The sequence below is a fragment of the Lactobacillus kullabergensis genome, assembly GCF_003151025.1.
Classification (GTDB): Bacteria; Bacillota; Bacilli; order Lactobacillales; family Lactobacillaceae; genus Lactobacillus; species Lactobacillus kullabergensis.
Map to the genome: position 1 here is coordinate 917,674 of NZ_CP029477.1, position 18,222 is coordinate 935,895.

An 18,222-nucleotide genomic window follows, 5' to 3' on the forward strand; every position below is an offset into this window, starting at 1 on the left:
ATTACAGAAGGAGAGGTCGGCTTGTGCGGCAAAAACTTCACCATTTAAATTACAATATTTTTTTGCCCTATATCTTGTTAGTGGTCTTTGGAATAGTGATGGTCTATTCTGCTAGCTCGGATATCTTGCTTGTAAATGGGTTTAATCCGGCAGTTTACGGTATTCGCCAAGCCGTGTACGCTTTTTTTGCGGTTTTTATTTTCTGTGCTCTCTGCTTTTTTTTAAAACTCTATATTTTCAAAAGTCGGAAGTTTGTCGTTTGGTTTCTTGGGATCAGCATTTTATTACTTTTTTATTTGATTTGCTTGAAAATTTTCAAAGGTTCTGATGCTGCCGTCAATGGTTCTGTAGGTTGGATTGATTTAAAAATAATAAAAATTCAGCCTTTAGAAATTGCCAAATTATCCCTAATAATCTATTTAGCTTATTTTTTAGATCGACATGATGGGTCTTTTAAGAAAGGGCAAATTATTCAAAATTTATCCAGACCAGCAATTTTAGCTGCTTTTATGATGTTTTTGGTAATTCTCGAACCTGATTTTGGAGGTACCGCTGTCTTGGCAATGATCGTCATTGTCATGTTCTCGGTTTCTGGTGTGCCTGCAAAAAACGCAGTTTTATGTCTTATTGGAATTGCAGTTGGAGTATACCTGCTCGTTTTCCTGATTATTAAATGGAATCCTGAATTTCTGCAAAATAAGTACCAGTACCGTCGTTTTCTTTCTTTTCTTCACCCATTTGAACTGGAGCAAAAAGGCGGAGCACAACTGGTTAATTCATATTATGCTATTCATAATGGTGGCTTGTTTGGTGTAGGTCTGGGTAACAGCATGCAAAAAAGAGGATATTTGCCTGAGCCTTATACAGACTTCATTTTAGCAGTAATTGCAGAAGAAATAGGGGTTATTGGTGCTCTAGTTGTGACAGGCCTAATTTTTTATTTAATATGGAGTATTATGGAAGTTGGTATTCATGCCAGTTCACAATTTAATGCCTTAGTATGTTTTGGAGTGGCTACCATTATTTTTACGCAGACAGTTTTTAATGTGGGTGCTGTGCTTGGATTGTTGCCTATAACAGGGGTCACTTTACCGTTTATTTCTTATGGTGGATCGTCTTTAATAATTTTGTCGGCAGCTATTGGCATCGTTTTGAATATTTCAGCAAATGAACGAATTAAAAATGAAGAAAGGTTTGCAAATGAGCATTGAACAGGATTTAGCAAATAAAAATATTATTCAAAGACAGAGTCTTATTGTTTTTTTAAATTCAATTAGTGATCAGTACAAATTGAGACGATATGGCGATATTGTTTATTTTTCAAAGAAATTTGCTTATTGTATTATGTATGTAAATAAAAAAGAAATTGAACAAGTTTGCCACGACTTGAATTCACTTGATTTTGTCGAAAAAGTAGAAAAATCAAATTGGAATCAAATTGATCTGTCCAGTGATCATATTGAAAATCAAATTAGAGATTTAGCCAAAAAAGCCGAAAAAACATTGCAGGAACGTCAGGAAGATACAGAACAAATATTATGAGAATTATTTCCGGAAAATACGCCAAACGCAATTTATTTACGTTGAAAAGCCAGAAAACAAGACCAACTAGTGATAAGGTTAAAGAATCTCTGTTTAATTCATTAGGTCAATTTTTTAATGGTGGAGAAGTTTTGGATTTATACGGGGGAAGTGGCGCACTGGCAATTGAGGCCGTTTCTCGAGGATGCTCTCACGCAACAATAGTAGATATAAATTATCAGGCCGTTAACATCATTCATAAAAACGTTGCTTTGACAAAAGAGCCTGAACTTTTTTCAGTATATAAAATGTCTAGCAAAGCAGCTTTAAGTAAATTTGCCGAAGAAAAACAAAAATTTGATCTTGTTTTCTTAGATCCACCTTATGCTAAACAAAGAATTACGGACGATATGGCAAAAATGGTTGACCTAGAACTGTTAAACAGTGATGCAATAGTGGTGGCTGAAACTAATGATCAAACAAATTTAAAAACAAGTAGTAGCTTTCAGCTAATTAAGGAAAAACATTTAGGTAAAACTATTGTTCGTTTTTATCGAAAGGAATATTAATGAGTGTCGCAATATTTCCAGGAAGTTTTGACCCTATTACTAAAGGGCACGTTGATATAATTAATCAGGCTGCTGCGATATTTGATAAAGTTTACGTAGTGGTGATGGTCAATACGGCTAAAAAATATCTTTTCACAAATGAAGAAAGAGAAGACTTGATTAATGATGCTGTTAAAGATCTGAAAAATGTTCAAGTGTTGCTAAAGCCTAACCAGCTTACTGTTAACGTTGCACGCGATTTGGGCGCAAATACAATTGTGCGTGGCGTAAGAAATACCACAGATTTTTTATTTGAACAGCAGATTGCAGAAATGAATAAAAAAATGGCAAGTGACATAAGTACCGTTTTGCTTTTTACTGAGCCAGAAAATAGCTTTGTTGCGTCCAGTATTATAAAAGAAATTGCGCAGTTTAATGGTGATTTTGCTAGCTTTTTGCCGACTAAAGCAGCACAGGCTTTAAAAGAAAAAATAGGTTATAACAAACATGAATAATGAAAAGAAACCACTCAAGAAGTTTTCAAAAGCTCGAAAATGGCTATTTATTATTTTGGCATTTTTTCTGGTTTTTATTGGCTTAAACTGGCCAACCAATTACTATATTGAAATGCCAGGCAGTGCTGTTTCAATTGGTCAATTTGTAAAAAGCAACGTTAAGCCGCCAAGTAATTTTTATTTAGTGACAGTCAGTGAAACAAGTCAGCCGGCAACAGTATGGGAATACCTTTTTAGTTTTTCCCAAAAACATGCTAGTCGTATTCCAAAAACTGAGTTGTTGGGTGGTTCAAGCAGTAGTCAATACCAAGAATTACAAAATTGGTATATGCAAACTAGTCAACAAAATGCTATATATTATGCGGCCAAAAAGGCTGGACTAAAACCTAAACTCCACTATAAGGGTGTTTACGTTATGCAGGTACTAAAAGGCTCAAGCTTTAAAGGCAAATTGCAAATCGGGGATACAGTTTTAGGTGCTGATGGTCATAAATTTCATTCAACAGAAGAAATGATCAGTTATTTTCAAAAAAAGCAGTTAGGTTCTAAAACTGTAATTAATGTTGTGCGAGAACAGAAAAAAATCAATTTTAAAGGAAAGATTGTCCAGGTCAAAGGTACAGGCAAACCTGGCATCGGAATTCAGCTAGTGGAGCATGTACAGGTTGAAACAAAGCCAAAAGTTACAATTAATGCTGGTGCAATAGGAGGACCATCTGCCGGGTTAATGTTCACTTTAACAAGTTATGAAGTTTTTTCCGGCAAGCACTTAGCTGAAGGTCATAAAATTGCCGGAACTGGGACAATTAGTCCGTCAGGAAAAGTAGGTATGATTGGCGGTGTTGATAAAAAAGTTGTGGCTGCTGATCGTGCTGGTGCTGAGGTCTTTTTTGCACCTGTTGATACAGCGGGGATGAAGAAAAGTGCAAGTAATTATCTACTTGCTAAAAAGACAGCCAAGCAAATAGGAACAAAAATGAAAATTGTTCCTGTACGCACATTTGATGACGCACTTCATTATTTACATGAAAAATACTAATAGAAATTAATAAAAGTCCAAAAGTTTTTGGGCTTTTTTGCGTACTTAAAAATAGGAGTTGAGAAAATGGATTGGGAAAAAATAAAAACTTTTATTGACGAGCACAAAAAGTATTTTTTCATTGGATTGGCATGCCTAATGGCCGTTTTTTTTATTGAGCTTAAAAAGTCAGGATCCAACGAAAATTTAAGTGATTTCGATGATGAAAACACTGAATTTTTGCAAAGTAAAAAAGACAACACTGACAACTTGACTGGTATAACGAACTCAAAGGAAATAAAAACAGAAGAAATTGCTGCAGATAAGCCTAAAAATGTAACGTGTGACATTTCAGGTGCGGTTAATCATCAAGGAGTATATACACTAAAAAATGGAGCACGATTGAATGAGCTGATCGCTGCAGCAGGAGGTATTAAAAGCAACGCTCAGTTGAAAAGGGTTAACCGAGCTTTGATATTGAAAGATCAGGATAAGATTCATATTCCTTATATAGGAGAAAAAATAAAGGCAGAGCAAGTGGTAGAATCGGTTTCATCTAATTCATCTGATCCGGTTTCTAGTGAATTTAATGACAAAAATAGTGGTCAAACGACTGCAGGCAATAAAGTAAACATCAATACTGCAAATCTACAACAACTACAGCAGCTTAATGGTATTGGAGAGAAAAAAGCACAGCAAATTATTGCTTATCGTCAAAAGAGTGGCCAATTTAAATCCATAGAAGAACTGAAACAGGTGTCTGGAATTGGAGAAAAAACATTTGTGGCGCTTAAAGACCAATTGGAAGTTTGATGTTTTAAAACCAGGGTTCCTTCTTGTATTAGCATTATTACTGATTGATTTGAGTTTTTTATACTATCAATGCGATACCTTAATACAAAAGTCATGTTCTTTTTTAATAGCTGCTTATCTTTCATATTTGCTTTTTTATAAGTTTAATTCTTTAAGATGGTTTTCTCTTGTAATACTTTTTATAGCATTTTTTGCAACTTGCTTCGATAAAAAGCAAACTGACTTTGTAATCAGACCAAGCTCTCAAATAGTTTTTTACCCTGATCAAGTTGATATTTTTGACGATTGGTTCACAGTTGAGGGTCAAGTAGAAAAAAGCAAAGTTAAAGTCTCTGGGAGAATAAACTCAAGACAGATACAACAAATAAAATCAGGGTACAGAGTTAAACTTTATTGTTTATCTGGTGATGTAAATCCGATTGAACCGGCTTCTAACTATGGACAATTTGACTTTCAAAAATTTTATCGATATAAAAACATTTCTCAAGAAGTCAAACTAACAAGCTATAGAATTAAAATTGACAAGAGTGGCATTTGGAACTATTTGCATTTTTTGCGATTCCATTTAAAAAAATTTTTTCAGCAAATGCCACCAATTTTATCTTTTTTTAGTAGTGAACTGATCCTAGGTGAAAATCCAAGTCGGAGATTTCAAACAATTCTGAATAATTATCGTGACCTTGGCGTAATACACATCTTGAGTATTTCTGGTCTGCATGTTGGTATTTATACCTTACTGATCAGTAAATTTTGTTATTTTTTAAAATTAACAGAAGGCGAGACCTTTGTTTTTTGTTTGCTTATTTTACTGGTAGGGATTTTTCTCAGTAATAGTCAAGTTGGTTTTATCAGAGCAAGTTTGACCTATATTTTGGGTCAACTATTTTCTATAAAAAATAAATTACAAATTAACAAAAGTGATTTACTTGGACTAACTGCAATTTTGCACCTAATAATCAATCCTCGTTTAATGATGAGCACTGGCGCAGTTTTAAGCTATATTTTAGCCCTGGGTCTGGAAATGACTAATCACATGACTAAATTTAAGCAGTCATTTTCTTTAAATAATCTCTTACTGCCATTGCTTTTATTTTACTTTTTTCAATTTAATATATTAACTGTTTTTTTTAATCTGTTAATTGTGCCATATTTCAACTGGGTCGTGATGCCTTTAACTTTTTTGAACTTGCTGATCTTTAAAATTAATCCAAAATGCAGTTTTTTATTTGAAAGAATACTTGAACTTGGAGAAAAACAAATTGCACAAATTTCTAACAGTAAAATTGGCCTTTTAACATTTGGCAAAATAAACTGGTGGCAATGTCTTTTTCTATTAATTCTGACGTCTATTATATTGATTTGGACAAATGAAAAACCAAACTGTAAAAAAATAATAAAAAGATTTATAGTATGTCTTTTATTTATATATGGATTGTTTTTTTTGACCATTCATTTTCCACTTCAAGGTCAAGTAACTTTCATTGACGTTGGCCAAGGAGACAGCATTTTTATTTCCACTCCGTTTTTTAGAAAAGTTTATTTAATAGATGTCGGTGGAAAACTTAATTTCAACGGCAAAAAAATAAATCCGCAGGTTAACAAAATTACTCTCCCATTTTTGAAAGCTCAAGGTATAAGCAAAATTAATGGGATATTTATTACACACCAAGATGCAGATCATGTAGGTGATTTGAAGCCACTTTTGAATCAAATTAAAGTAGAAAATTTATATGTGGCGCGAGGATTAATTCAAAATCCTTCTTTTCAAAAAAGAATCACTGGAAAAATCAAGAAAGACCAAATTATACAATTGTTAGCAGGGAATGAAGTTAATGACTCTCAACTATCTTTTCAGACTGTTTATCCTTTTAAGCCAGGCTTAGGAAAAAATGAAGATTCTCTTTCTTTAACATTTAAACTGGCCGGCAAAAGATGGCTTTTTACTGGCGATTTAGGCCAAGAAGGAGAGTTGGAGATCATGAATCAATATCATTTGCATGTTAATTACTTCAAGCTAGGTCATCATGGTAGTCGTACTGCTTCAAATAAAGAATTCCTAAAAGCTTTACATCCAGAAAGAGTTTTTATTTCTGCTGGTCGCAGAAATCGCTTTGGTCATCCCCATCCTGAAACCATGGAAACTTTGCAAAGTCAACATATTCCGTGGGCATCGACCCAAGACTGTGGTATGATTACTTGGACTTATGGTGCTTTTGTAAAGCCTAAATTCAAAAGATTTTTACCGGTGATTAAGAAATGACATTACTTTCACTATTTAAAGATTCTAATAAGAAAACTGCTCATACTCTGATTAATGGCGATGATGCTTTCTTAAACGAATATATTGCTGATTCATATATTCATGAGAAAAAAATGTCAGAATATGAAAAAATTTCTGTTGATTGCGATTCAGAAGGATTAGATGAATTAATTGCTGATCTCACTGAATCGAGTCTTTTCAGCCAGAAAAAGGTAATAACAATTAAAAATCCATTTTTTCTAACAGCAAAAGTCCCTAAGAAATTTCAAAAGCAAATTTCAAAACTGCAAAATATTTTTGAGAACATTACGCAACTAGATGATATTTTAGTAATTGTTTCTTCATATGAAAAAATTGATCGACGAAAGAAAATAACAAAGCTTATTACAAATCATTTTAATGTTGTTGAAACTAAAATTCGACCTTATGAATTGAGTAAATTTATCAGAAATTTGATTTCTATGGAGGGGTATCAAATTACAAGCCCTGCTTTAAATCTTTTATTAGAACGCAGCGATCAAGTGGTAGATACTGTTTTGAGTAATTATAATAAGCTGAAAATGATTACAGATAACAGAAAAATCACAACTGAATTAGTCGAAAAAAATGTTGATTTGTCATTAGCACAAAATATTTTTGCCATATTAAATTCAGCGTTAAATAACAATTACCAGGAAGCTTTGGCAAGGCTAAGTAATCAACTGCACAACGGCAACAATCCAATACAGATTCTTGCCGTATTTGAAAATCAGTTAGAAATGAGTTTGATTGTTAAGGTTCTTAAAGAGAGAGGTCGCAGTGAACCTGAAATTGTAAAAACTCTGGGTGTTCATCCCTACCGCGTTAAATTAGCTCTAAAAAATAGAGTATCGTCAGATAAGATAGCAAGATTACTAAAGCAGGCAATTAAGTTGGATTTTAATTATAAGAGTGGTCAATACCGAGAAGACGATTTCTTAAAACTTTTTATTCTCAGTGTATGAATTTTGATAGAAACAAAAAGACAGAAATGATTTCATTTCTGTCTTTTTATTTATTAATTAAGCAAGATCGTTATTTTGCAAGTTTTGCTAAACGGCTTTTATCACGGTTAGCTTTATTCTTATGAATAAGACCTTTAGAAGCAGCTTTATCTAATGCACGAGCAGCAGCTACGTGTAATTCGGAGGCATTCTCAGCACCAGCAGCTTGAGCAGTCTTGAACTTTTTAACTGCAGTCCTTAACTGATTCATTTGAGCAGCATTACGCTTTCTTGTAGCATCTTGAGTCTTAACACGCTTAATAGCTGATTTGATTTGTGGCATAAATTTCACCTCCATTGATCGTAATTCTACTTTATAGATTATACTGAAAGATAAATGCAGATGCAAGATAAATAATACTTGCTTTTTAAAAAATTTGTCTGTATTATACTATTGTTGTGAACCGTTAACGCTGTTTGCGCGCTCACACCTGACGGTTAACGTTGTTAACGGCAATTATTCTAGTGAAAGGTGAAAATAATATGGCAATTTCAAAAGCAGAAAAAGATGAAATAATTCAAAAATTTGCGACTCACGAGGGTGATACAGGTTCAACTGAGGTTCAGGTAGCTATCTTGACTACAGATATTAACAACCTGACTGAACATATGCGGAATCATTCACATGACCATCATTCATATGTTGGCTTGTTGAAGAAAATAGGTCACCGTCGTAACTTACTTCGTTATTTACAAAATAAGGATATTAATCGTTATCGTGAATTAATCAAGAAGTTAGGTTTGCGTCGTTAATTAGTTGAAATGTCAGAAAAGCTGGTTCAATTAGGAATCGGCTTTTTTATTTTTGTCAAAATACCATTTTATGCTAGAATAAAAAAAGATACTTTTTACGTTGTGATCATATGATCCATAAATAACAACTGAATAGCAAATTAAGGAAAAGGAAATATAATGACTGATCAAGTTAAAATTATGATTTTGAGCGGCGTTCGTGAACAAGGAAAAGACATGTTCGCTGTTCAAGTTAATGATGAAATTTTTGTTCTTGATGCTGGTCTTAAATATCCTGACAGCACATTGTTTGGAATTGATCTGGTTATTCCAGATTTAGACTTTTTTGAGCAATATGCTGATCAGGTGGTCGGCATCTTTTTAACACATGGACATGCAGACTCTATAGGAGCTTTGCCGTATATTTTAAGAAAATATGACATACCAGTTTTTGGGTCACAGCTCACAATCGAACTGGCTAAAATAACAGTTAAACGGGAAAATAAGCGCTGTAAAAACACTCTTTTTCATGTTATTGATGCTGAAACAGAGATTGATTTTAAAAATGCTAATATATCATTTTTCCCGACTACTCATTCTATTCCAGATTCGCTGGGAATAGATGTGCATACCCCTGCAGGAGAAGTTGTTTATACAGGAGATTTTAAGTTTGATCCTTCTGCAGCACCTAAGTACCGTACGGATTTAGACCGCTTAGCAGAAATTGGACAAAAGAAAGTTTTAGCACTTTTAAGTGACTCTTCAAATGCTGAGGCATCTTTGCCCAATGTTGCCGAGCAGGAGATTGGGGACTATGTAACAAATGTTTTTCGGAATGCCAAGGGCAGAGTAATCGTCGCTGCCAAAGCATCTAATCTGATTAGAATTCAGGAAGTCTTAAATGCCGCTCATAAAACTGGCAGACGCGTTTTGCTGACGGGCAGAGACTTGGCTAAAATAGTCCGTACTGCCATGAATCTTGGTTATTTGAATGTTCCTAAAGGCTTGTTGATGCGTGTTAAAGATTTAAAAGAAACTCCTGATGAAAAAACGGTTATTCTTGAAACCGGTCAAATGGGTGAGCCTTTAAACTCTTTACAAAAAATGGCAAAAAAGCGTCACAGTATGATTACGATTCATAAGGGAGATCTGGTTTTTATTGCTACGACGCCTTCTCATTCAGTAGAGACTATTGTGGCTCAAACTAGCGATATGGTTTATCGTGCAGGTGGTACTGTAATTCAACTAGGTAAAGCAAAACATACCAGTGGACATGCGACGGGTCGTGATTTACAACTGCTTATTGACATTATAAAGCCACAATTTTTAATTCCGGTTATAGGTGAATATCGATTACTGGAAATTCACAAAGATTTGGCAATTAGGGCAGGACTCAAAAAAGATGATATTTTTATTACAAAAAATGGTGACTGCTTAAGCTATGACTTTAATCAAAAACGACTTTATTTGACGGATCCTGTTCCCGGAGAAGACACAATGATTGATGGTTCTGGAATTGGTGATGTTGGCAATATTGTTTTACGCGATCGCGAAGTTTTGTCCGATGATGGCATCTTTATTGCAGTAGTTACTATTGATCGTCGCAAGAAAAAAATTGTTGCTCAACCGCAGGTTACCAGCAGAGGGTTTGTATATATTAAGGCAAATCAACAGTTGATGCGTGACAGCATAGAGCTTATTAAAAAGACAATAACTAATAATTTCGAACACAAAAAATTTGACTGGACTGAAATTAAACAGGATGTGCGTAATGATTTGGAAAAATTTCTTTACCGCAAGACCAATAGACGGCCAGTAGTTTTGCCAGTCGTAATGGAAGTTAACCAAAACAGACATCGAGCAATGCAAAAAAGAAATAGCAAAAATGATATGCCAAAAAAGGAAACTCATCACCCAGTTGACGTTAATAAGACCGGTCAAAGAATTATCAAGAAAGATTAACTATGACTTCACTTAGTCAAAAAAATCTAATTAATCTGGCAAAAAGAAATGAAGTAAATGGTGATTTGGCTCAGGCTATTCAAAATTTAGAAGAAGCTTTAAGGGACGGTCACAGCGACGAGGTTGTTCTTAATTTATGTGAGCTATATATTAAGAACAAGCAGAGTTATTCTGCTTATGAATTAATTAAAGAAGAAAAGGATCTTTTCACTAATTCTAAAATTTTTGCTGAATATAGCAAAATTCTTAGAAAAAATAATTTTTTTATTGAAGCTTTAGAAGTTAAAAATATTACTGACTATGAATTGCCATGTTCGGTAGAACCTGTTAGTTTAGAATTGCAACAAAAAATAATGGTTGCTTTTAGGAAAAAATCCAAGCCGACAAAATACGACTATGATAAGCTGTTTAAACTTGATTTATCGAATTTTAAAAATTTTGCACAAAGTTTATTGATTGATCCGAGTTTAAATTTCGCAGTTCGACTGGTTTTATGTGAGGATTTATTCAGACTTGGTCTAAGAAATAAATTTAAAATTCTGGTATTAGGGCAGGAAGAAGAATTTATTCCCAAGAACATCAATTTGCTTGAAAAGGATCCGGTGTATCGTGAAGTTGTTTCAGGCATTGGTTCACGATACTACCATAGGCCTAGTCAAATTCCAGCTGTATTAAGCGAAGTTAATTTGATTTTAGGAAGCCTTTATCCTAAACTAAATAAGTATGTTGATGATCCTGACAGTTTTGCCAGTGATATTGCTTCTTATATTGATAATCATGATGGCAGAAGCAATCAAAAGCTGTTTGAGAAAATCGATAATAATATATCCGAATAAAATTGGATAAAATGCCTTTACTTTTTCAAAGTATTTAGTATAATAGCAAAGGACGTTTTCATTAGGCATGGCTCTATGCATTAAAATACTAGGCATTTGCCAATGAAAGTAGTACAATATTCAACAGAGAACTATCCGTTACTTACTCAACGGACTTCTTGCAAATTTACAGGAGGGTCATTTTAATGGCAGAAAAAGAACATTACGTAAGAACAAAGCCACACGTAAACATTGGTACTATCGGTCACGTTGACCATGGTAAGACCACTTTAACGGCGGCTATTACTAAAGTTTTATCAGAAAAGGGCTTGGCTAAAGCAGAGGATTACTCAGAGATCGATGCAGCCCCAGAAGAAAAGGAACGTGGTATTACTATTAATACCGCTCACGTAGAGTACGAAACTGAAAATCGTCACTACGCTCACATGGACGCTCCAGGTCACGCCGACTACATTAAGAACATGATTACCGGTGCTGCTCAAATGGATGGAGCTATCTTGGTTGTTGCCGCAACTGATGGTCCTATGCCACAAACTCGTGAACACATTTTACTTGCTCGTCAAGTTGGTGTTAACTACATCGTTGTTTTCTTGAACAAGACTGATTTAGTTGACGACCCAGAATTGATTGACTTAGTAGAGATGGAAGTTCGTGACTTGTTAACTGAATACGATTACCCCGGTGATGATATTCCAGTTATTCGTGGTTCAGCTTTGAAAGCTTTACAAGGAGACAAGGAACAAGAAGAAGTTATCATGAAGTTGATGGACACAGTTGATGAATACATTCCAACTCCTGAACGTCAAACTGATAAGCCATTCTTGATGCCAGTTGAAGATGTCTTCACAATCACAGGTCGTGGTACCGTTGCTTCAGGTCGTATTGATCGTGGTACAGTTAAGATTGGTGATGAAGTTGAAATTGTCGGCTTGGTAGATAAAGTTCTTAAATCAGTTGTTACTGGTTTGGAAATGTTCCACAAGACTTTGGATTTAGGTGAAGCCGGAGATAACGTTGGTGTATTACTTCGTGGTATTGACCGTGATCAAGTCGTTCGTGGACAAGTTTTAGCTGCACCTGGCTCAATTCAGACTCACCACGAATTTAAAGGACAAGTTTACGTTTTGAAGAAAGAGGAAGGCGGACGTCACACCCCATTCTTCTCAGACTACCGTCCACAATTCTATTTCCACACTACTGATATCACTGGTGAAATTGAATTACCAGAAGGTACTGAGATGGTTATGCCTGGCGATAACACAGAGTTTACTGTTAAATTAATTAAACCAGCAGCCATTGAAAAGGGTACTAAGTTCACTATCCGTGAAGGTGGTCGTACTGTTGGTGCTGGTCAAGTTACTGAAATTCTTGATTAGTTCGTTAAAAACAGTTTAAAAAGATGTACTTCTTCATAGAAGTACATCTTTTTTTGCCCAAGTTTGTTTTTTGCGACCGTTTAATGTAAGATAATTTAGTATGTAAAGATGCAATTTAACTTGACATTGGAGGTATTTAATTAATGTCTGTAAAATGGAATAAAACCGATAAAACTACCGGTGAACTTACTTTTGATATTCCCCAAGCTGATGTAAAGCGTGGGCTAGATCAAGCATTCAGAAGGGTAAAGAACAGCTTACGTGTTCCTGGCTTTAGAAAAGGACATGTTTCTCGTGTGATTTTTGATCAATATTATGGTGAAGAATCATTATATGAAAATGCTTTGAATATTGTTCTACCAGATGCCTATGAAGCAGCGATTAAGGAAGCTGATATTGCGGCTGTAGGTCAACCACAAATTTTACCGGTTTCAATGGAAAAAGGTAAAGACTGGCAAATGAAAGCCACAGTCACTGTTCAACCTGAGGTAAAACTTGGCGAATATAAGGGAGTTGAAGTTCCTAAACAAAACACTCGAGTATATGCCAAAGATGTTGACGCCAAATTAAAAGAAGAGCGTGAAAAGAACGCTGAGTTAGTACTGAAGAAGAGTGCTGCAGCTAAAGGTGATACAGTTACCATTGATTATAAAGGAACAGTAGATGGGAAGGCCTTTGATGGTGGTTCAGCAGATGATTATTCACTTGAATTAGGTTCCAATACATTTATTCCTGGTTTTGAAGACCAATTAATAGGTCACAAGGCAGGAGACGATGTAGACGTAGTCGTAACTTTTCCGGAAGATTATGGTGCAAAAGATTTAGCAGGTAAGGAAGCTCATTTTGCTACCAAAATTCATGAAGTTAAATCGAAGCAGTTACCTAAATTAGATGATGAATTTGCTAAAGATGTTGATGATTCTGTTGATACTCTTGATGATTTAAAAGAAAAGATCAAGAAGGATCTTAAGGCGAAGAAAGAAGAAGCTGCACAAGACGAAATTGAGCAATCCGCAATTGAAAGTGCTGTTGCCAATGCTACTATTGATGAAATTCCGAATGCTATGATTCAGGAAGACATTAACACGCAAATGAATCAATATCTAGGTAATATGCAACGTCAAGGAATCAGTCCTGAAACATATTACAAGATAACTAATACTACAGAAGATCAATTACGCTCACAATTTGCTAAGGATGCTGAAGAGAGAGTTAAAACTAACCTGGTACTTGAAGCAATTGTCAAAAAAGAAGGCATTAAAGCTACTAAAGAAGAAATTGACAAAGAGATAAAAGACTTAGCTAGTGAATATAATATGGATGAAAAAACTGTCCGTAACACTCTGACTGATGACATGCTTTCACATGATATCAATGTACGTAAGGCTATTAATATTGTCGCTGACAACGCAAAACAAGTTTCTAAATCTAAAACTAAAAAAGACGAAAAAAAGTCTGATAAAAAGTAGAGTTTTAAATTCTGAGTAAAAAGGTGGTGTTGTACTGCCTTTTTATTTTTTACAAGCATATAATTCATATACCACCCGTATTTTATGCTAATCTTAGACTTGTAAATACAAGGAGGAATAGAATGGCTTCACAATTTACTGATCAAGAGGTAATTAAATGTTCCTTTTGTGATAAAACACAAGATCAAGTTAAAAAGATGATTGCTGGCAACGGGGTTTATATTTGTAATGAGTGTGTAGATCTTTCAAAAAGAATTATTGACGATGAGTTAAAATCTGATTCTTTAAAAAAGGCACAGGATTTGCCAAAGCCAATGGAAATCAAAAAGCAACTTGATCAGTATGTTATTGGTCAAGAGCGAGCAAAGAAGATTTTGTCAGTTGCAGTTTATAATCATTATAAGCGTGTTACGCAAATGGATGTAGATTCTTCAACTGAGTTGCAAAAATCAAATATTGCTCTGATTGGACCAACAGGTTCAGGTAAAACATACTTGGCTCAAACTTTGGCCCGCATTTTAGATGTGCCATTTGCGATAGCTGATGCAACTACCTTAACTGAGGCAGGGTATGTTGGAGAAGATGTTGAAAACATTTTACTTAAATTATTACAAAATGCAGATTACGACATAGAACGCGCAGAGCGAGGAATCATTTACATTGATGAAATAGATAAAATATCTAAAAAGTCTGAAAATGTTTCAATTACCAGGGATGTTTCTGGAGAAGGCGTTCAGCAATCATTATTAAAAATTTTGGAAGGTACTATTGCTTCCGTACCACCGCAAGGTGGTCGTAAACACCCTCAGCAAGAATTAATACAGATAGATACCACCAACATTTTGTTTATAGTTGGTGGAGCTTTCGATGGTATCGAACAAATTGTCAAAAGCCGTTTGGGTAAAAAAGTAATTGGTTTTAGTGCTGAAAACGAGCTTAATAAAGTGCAAGATGATTCTTGGACTAAGCATTTAACGACAGGAGATTTGGTCAAGTTTGGACTGATTCCAGAGTTTATTGGGCGTATTCCTATTATTGCTACCTTAGATAAATTAGATAGAAATGATTTAGTTAGAATTTTAACTGAACCTAAGAACGCGCTGGTAAAGCAATATAAAAAATTGATGTCGCTTGATCAGGTTAACTTAGAATTTACGCCAGATGCTTTAAAAGCTATTGCAGATTTAGCCATCGAAAGAAATATGGGAGCACGTGGCTTGCGGACAATAATTGAAAATGCGATGATGGGCATTATGTATAAAACTCCTAGTGAGCCCGATATTGAAAACGTTAAAGTTACTAAAGATGTCATTGAAAAAAATGCCGAACCAAACGTAACAAGACGTAAAGAGGATGATCAGGAAAATAATGAAGAAATAAAGGCAGCTAATGATCATTAAAGATAGTTCGTATGCAATCAGTGCTGTACGCGAGGATCAATATCCAACTGATAATTTGCCTGAAGTTGCACTTTCTGGTCGCTCTAATGTGGGCAAGTCGAGTTTAATAAATACGTTATTGAATCGCAAAAACTTGGCGCGTACCTCTGCACAACCAGGAAAAACGCAAACTCTTAATTTCTATTTAGTAAATCATGCCTTTTATTTAGTCGATGTACCAGGGTATGGCTACGCCAAAGTTTCACAAAAAAAACGTGAACAGTTTGGTATTATGATTCAAGATTATCTTGAAACCAGGGCAAACTTACAAGGATTAATTATCCTAGTGGATGGTAGACATGAGCCTACTAAAAATGATGTAGCTATGTATAATTATGCATTATATCTTAATATACCTATTTTGGTAGTTTGTACTAAAATTGATAAAGTTAAGAAAAGTCAGCAAAACCAAGTGCTTGCTATATTGAAGCAAAAACTTGATTTAAATCATGATAACGTTGATGTTGTTACTTTTAGTTCTGTCCAAAAGTTGCATGTTCAAGAAGTATGGCAATGGATTGAACAAAACCTGTAAAATTTGCAAGAAAAAATGGTTCTCAAATGAGAACCATTTTTAATTGTCTTTATCTTTAACTACTTTATCCTTGGTTTTAGCAAATTTTTTCTTTTTGTCATCAGGCACAGTAGCAAATTTATCAAATAGTTTTTCTAATTCATCTTGTTTTTTAAAAGTTAACCCCATAATAATTTTTCCTTTCTGATTTTATTATAATAAAAAATAAGACTTCAAGCCAGAGAATACAATAATTTGCTAGCTTTAAATAAATATAATTATGTAAAGCTGATATTTTTAACTTTCTAATAATCAAGTGATAACTAAGCAAAAGCAAATTTAAAACTATGAATTGTATGTTAAAATATGATAGCGAATTTGGGGGAGTGATTTTTTGGCAACTCAGCTGATTGAAAATAAATTAAAACTTTTACCAGCTAAGCCTGGCTGTTACTTAATGAAAGATGTAAATGGCAAGGTTATTTATGTTGGCAAGTCGAAAAATCTCAGGAGTCGAGTACGTTCCTATTTCAAAAGTACCCAAGTTGGCAGAAGAGCGGAATTAGTTGAAGATATTCGAGATTATGATATCATCACCGTTTCAACTGATAAAGAAGCATTTTTGCTTGAAGTTACACTTATTAAGAAATATCAGCCTTATTACAATGTGCAGTTAAAACAAGGAACGGGTTATCCATATATTGAAATTACTAATGAACGTGATCCACAAACCAAATTAACCAGTATCATTAGAAAAGATGGTGGTTATTATTTTGGACCTTATCCTAATGTTTATGCTGCACAGGCTACCCTTAAGTTTATTCAAAAAGTTTTTCCTCTGAGGCACTGCCATGGCAAGCAGGGCAGACCTTGTTTGTATTATCATATGGGACAATGCTTAGGAGCATGTTTTAAAACGGTCCCTAAGTCAGTTTATGAAGCTCAAATAAAAAAGATTAAGAGTTTTTTAAATGGTGATATAGGCTGGGTAAAGAAAAATCTTAACGAAAAAATGACAGCTGCATCTGAAAATCTTGAATTTGAGCGAGCAGCTGAAATTCGTGATCAGCTTAATTACATTGAAGAAACTGTCGAAAAGCAAAAAATTATTTCGAATGACAATACTCAGCGTGACATTTTTAATTTTTATGTTGATAAATCATGGATAGCTATTCAAATTTTCTTTTTACGGCAAGCAAAGCTGCTTAGAAGTGAGACTAGAATGTATCCACTGACAGACACTAACGATCCAGAAGATACGTTTGCGTCCTTTATTGTTCAATTTTATGGGCAAAAGAATAGAATACTGCCAAAAGAAGTTTTAATACCTGCCAAAATTGACAATGAGGCTCTGAGTGAAGTCTTGCATGTGCCTGTGAGAACGCCAAAAAGAGGTCAAAAACGCTCTTTATTAAATATGGCAAAAGACAATGCAAAGCTCAAACTTGATGAGAAGTTTCGGTTATTAGAATTAGGAAATAGAAAAACAAAGGGTGCACAGAAAGAAATTTTTGATTCCTTAGGTTTGCCTTATGGTCATGTTATTGAAAGTTTTGACCATTCTCATATTCAAGGAGCTGATCCGGTTTCAGCTTTGGTCGTTTTTAAAGATGGTGAACCAGATAAAAACTCTTATCGTAAGTATAAACTAAAGGGTGAAGTTGAGCATCAGAATGGTGGCGATGAGGTTCGTAATACTCGTGAAGTTGTTCGTAGAAGATATAGCAGACTACTTAAGGAACATAAACCAATGCCAGATCTAATTTTGATGGATGGTGGTCAAATTCAGGTAGATGCTTGTGAAGATATTTTACGCAATGAGCTGAACCTTAATATTCCAGTAGCTGGTATGGTCAAGGATAACAAACACAGAACCAACCACCTTTTATATGGAGATCCAATTAATGGTGTGCCATTGAAACTAATACCGTTGAATCCGAAATCTCAAGGTTTCTATTTAATGACGAGAATTCAAGATGAAGTACACCGCTTTGCAATTACCTTCCATAGAAGGACTCATGCTAAAAATGCTTTATCGAGCAAGCTAGATTCAATTAAAGGGATCGGACCGAAAAGCAGAAATAAGCTTTTACGAAAATTTGGCTCTTTGAAAAAAATTAAAGAAGCCTCAATCGATGAATTACGTTCTGCAGGATTGACCTTGCCTCAGGCTCAGACAGTTAAGTTGACCTTGTAA

General features: G+C 34.6%; 18 protein-coding genes. 16 read left to right on the plus strand and 2 right to left on the minus strand.

Translation table 11 applies throughout. The annotated features are described in order from the left end of the window. Positions 1 to 23 precede the first annotated feature (23 nt). The 8 genes from DKL58_RS04340 to holA all read left to right on the plus strand — a co-directional run bounded on the left by DKL58_RS04340 (position 24) and on the right by holA (position 7,658). On the plus strand, positions 24 to 1,211 hold the full coding sequence (locus DKL58_RS04340) for an FtsW/RodA/SpoVE family cell cycle protein (RefSeq protein WP_045928021.1): 1,188 nt from the start codon (positions 24 to 26) through the stop codon (positions 1,209 to 1,211). Next, positions 1,201 to 1,542, plus strand: coding sequence for a DUF2129 domain-containing protein (locus DKL58_RS04345; protein WP_045928022.1), 342 nt, complete (start codon positions 1,201 to 1,203; stop codon positions 1,540 to 1,542). Before DKL58_RS04340 ends, DKL58_RS04345 begins: the two co-directional genes overlap by 11 nt. Continuing rightward, positions 1,539 to 2,090 carry a 16S rRNA (guanine(966)-N(2))-methyltransferase RsmD gene (rsmD, locus tag DKL58_RS04350; protein WP_109586233.1) on the plus strand — a complete coding sequence of 184 codons (552 nt, stop codon included), beginning with the start codon at positions 1,539 to 1,541 and terminating at the stop codon, positions 2,088 to 2,090. Before DKL58_RS04345 ends, rsmD begins: the two co-directional genes overlap by 4 nt. Further along, positions 2,090 to 2,584, plus strand: coding sequence for a pantetheine-phosphate adenylyltransferase (gene coaD, locus DKL58_RS04355; protein ID WP_045928024.1), 495 nt, complete (start codon positions 2,090 to 2,092; stop codon positions 2,582 to 2,584). The genes rsmD and coaD overlap by 1 nt, the downstream gene beginning before the upstream one ends. Continuing rightward, a complete protein-coding gene (locus DKL58_RS04360; protein WP_109586234.1) occupies positions 2,577 to 3,623 on the plus strand; it encodes a SepM family pheromone-processing serine protease in 1,047 nt (348 codons plus the stop codon). The genes coaD and DKL58_RS04360 overlap by 8 nt, the downstream gene beginning before the upstream one ends. Before the next feature lie 66 nt (positions 3,624 to 3,689). Continuing rightward, positions 3,690 to 4,415: a ComEA family DNA-binding protein gene (locus DKL58_RS04365; protein WP_109586235.1), complete on the plus strand. Its 726-nt coding sequence runs from the start codon at positions 3,690 to 3,692 to the stop codon at positions 4,413 to 4,415. Continuing rightward, positions 4,384 to 6,675 (plus strand): DNA internalization-related competence protein ComEC/Rec2, encoded by a 2,292-nt coding sequence (locus tag DKL58_RS04370; RefSeq protein WP_109586236.1) that lies wholly within the window; start codon positions 4,384 to 4,386, stop codon positions 6,673 to 6,675. The genes DKL58_RS04365 and DKL58_RS04370 overlap by 32 nt, the downstream gene beginning before the upstream one ends. Further along, entirely contained in the window at positions 6,672 to 7,658 is a 987-nt protein-coding gene (gene holA, locus DKL58_RS04375; protein WP_109586237.1) for a DNA polymerase III subunit delta, read from the plus strand. The genes DKL58_RS04370 and holA overlap by 4 nt, the downstream gene beginning before the upstream one ends. Positions 7,659 to 7,728: 70 nt before the next feature. Here holA and rpsT read toward each other — a convergent pair whose 3' ends face one another. Next, positions 7,729 to 7,980, minus strand: coding sequence for a 30S ribosomal protein S20 (rpsT, locus tag DKL58_RS04380; protein ID WP_034979307.1), 252 nt, complete (start codon positions 7,978 to 7,980; stop codon positions 7,729 to 7,731). Positions 7,981 to 8,180: 200 nt separating this feature from the next. Between rpsT and rpsO the strand changes: the two genes are divergently transcribed. From rpsO to yihA, 7 genes are all read left to right on the plus strand, one after another. Continuing rightward, the gene (gene rpsO, locus DKL58_RS04385; RefSeq protein ID WP_034979304.1) at positions 8,181 to 8,450 is read left to right on the plus strand and encodes a 30S ribosomal protein S15; all 270 of its coding nucleotides are present in this window, start codon (positions 8,181 to 8,183) and stop codon (positions 8,448 to 8,450) included. A 159-nt stretch (positions 8,451 to 8,609) separates the two neighbouring features. After that, positions 8,610 to 10,391: a ribonuclease J gene (locus DKL58_RS04390; RefSeq protein WP_081945342.1), complete on the plus strand. Its 1,782-nt coding sequence runs from the start codon at positions 8,610 to 8,612 to the stop codon at positions 10,389 to 10,391. Positions 10,392 to 10,393: 2 nt separating this feature from the next. Then, complete coding sequence (locus DKL58_RS04395) at positions 10,394 to 11,227, plus strand: tetratricopeptide repeat protein (RefSeq protein ID WP_109586238.1); 834 nt, start codon at positions 10,394 to 10,396, stop codon at positions 11,225 to 11,227. Between the two features lie 185 nt (positions 11,228 to 11,412). After that, on the plus strand, positions 11,413 to 12,603 hold the full coding sequence (gene tuf / locus DKL58_RS04400) for an elongation factor Tu (RefSeq protein ID WP_045928030.1): 1,191 nt from the start codon (positions 11,413 to 11,415) through the stop codon (positions 12,601 to 12,603). Between the two features lie 143 nt (positions 12,604 to 12,746). Beyond that, the gene (gene tig / locus DKL58_RS04405; RefSeq protein WP_109586239.1) at positions 12,747 to 14,072 is read left to right on the plus strand and encodes a trigger factor; all 1,326 of its coding nucleotides are present in this window, start codon (positions 12,747 to 12,749) and stop codon (positions 14,070 to 14,072) included. A gap of 122 nt (positions 14,073 to 14,194) precedes the next feature. Then, positions 14,195 to 15,472: an ATP-dependent Clp protease ATP-binding subunit ClpX gene (gene clpX, locus DKL58_RS04410; RefSeq protein ID WP_045928032.1), complete on the plus strand. Its 1,278-nt coding sequence runs from the start codon at positions 14,195 to 14,197 to the stop codon at positions 15,470 to 15,472. Continuing rightward, positions 15,462 to 16,046 (plus strand): ribosome biogenesis GTP-binding protein YihA/YsxC, encoded by a 585-nt coding sequence (yihA, locus tag DKL58_RS04415; RefSeq protein WP_109586240.1) that lies wholly within the window; start codon positions 15,462 to 15,464, stop codon positions 16,044 to 16,046. Before clpX ends, yihA begins: the two co-directional genes overlap by 11 nt. 39 nt (positions 16,047 to 16,085) lie before the next feature. Here the strand turns inward: yihA and DKL58_RS09675 are convergent, their stop codons facing one another. Then, positions 16,086 to 16,214 carry an SPJ_0845 family protein gene (locus DKL58_RS09675; RefSeq protein ID WP_255358038.1) on the minus strand — a complete coding sequence of 43 codons (129 nt, stop codon included), beginning with the start codon at positions 16,212 to 16,214 and terminating at the stop codon, positions 16,086 to 16,088. A gap of 205 nt (positions 16,215 to 16,419) precedes the next feature. On the opposite strand from DKL58_RS09675, the gene uvrC reads away from it, so the two are divergent. Beyond that, positions 16,420 to 18,222, plus strand: coding sequence for an excinuclease ABC subunit UvrC (uvrC, locus tag DKL58_RS04420; protein WP_109586241.1), 1,803 nt, complete (start codon positions 16,420 to 16,422; stop codon positions 18,220 to 18,222).

What these genes read in the sequence shown, in the direction of transcription:
- DKL58_RS04360 (WP_109586234.1), top strand. Translation starts at nt 2,577, where the DNA reads ATGAATAATGAAAAGAAACCACTCAAGAAGTTTTCAAAAGCTCGAAAA.
- tig (WP_109586239.1), top strand. Translation starts at nt 12,747, where the DNA reads ATGTCTGTAAAATGGAATAAAACCGATAAAACTACCGGTGAACTTACT.
- clpX (WP_045928032.1), top strand. Translation starts at nt 14,195, where the DNA reads ATGGCTTCACAATTTACTGATCAAGAGGTAATTAAATGTTCCTTTTGT.
- DKL58_RS04365 (WP_109586235.1), top strand. Translation starts at nt 3,690, where the DNA reads ATGGATTGGGAAAAAATAAAAACTTTTATTGACGAGCACAAAAAGTAT.
- rpsO (WP_034979304.1), top strand. Translation starts at nt 8,181, where the DNA reads ATGGCAATTTCAAAAGCAGAAAAAGATGAAATAATTCAAAAATTTGCG.
- coaD (WP_045928024.1), top strand. Translation starts at nt 2,090, where the DNA reads ATGAGTGTCGCAATATTTCCAGGAAGTTTTGACCCTATTACTAAAGGG.
- DKL58_RS09675 (WP_255358038.1), bottom strand. Translation starts at nt 16,214, where the DNA reads ATGGGGTTAACTTTTAAAAAACAAGATGAATTAGAAAAACTATTTGAT.
- DKL58_RS04395 (WP_109586238.1), top strand. Translation starts at nt 10,394, where the DNA reads ATGACTTCACTTAGTCAAAAAAATCTAATTAATCTGGCAAAAAGAAAT.
- rpsT (WP_034979307.1), bottom strand. Translation starts at nt 7,980, where the DNA reads ATGCCACAAATCAAATCAGCTATTAAGCGTGTTAAGACTCAAGATGCT.
- tuf (WP_045928030.1), top strand. Translation starts at nt 11,413, where the DNA reads ATGGCAGAAAAAGAACATTACGTAAGAACAAAGCCACACGTAAACATT.
- holA (WP_109586237.1), top strand. Translation starts at nt 6,672, where the DNA reads ATGACATTACTTTCACTATTTAAAGATTCTAATAAGAAAACTGCTCAT.
- yihA (WP_109586240.1), top strand. Translation starts at nt 15,462, where the DNA reads ATGATCATTAAAGATAGTTCGTATGCAATCAGTGCTGTACGCGAGGAT.
- rsmD (WP_109586233.1), top strand. Translation starts at nt 1,539, where the DNA reads ATGAGAATTATTTCCGGAAAATACGCCAAACGCAATTTATTTACGTTG.
- DKL58_RS04390 (WP_081945342.1), top strand. Translation starts at nt 8,610, where the DNA reads ATGACTGATCAAGTTAAAATTATGATTTTGAGCGGCGTTCGTGAACAA.
- DKL58_RS04345 (WP_045928022.1), top strand. Translation starts at nt 1,201, where the DNA reads ATGAGCATTGAACAGGATTTAGCAAATAAAAATATTATTCAAAGACAG.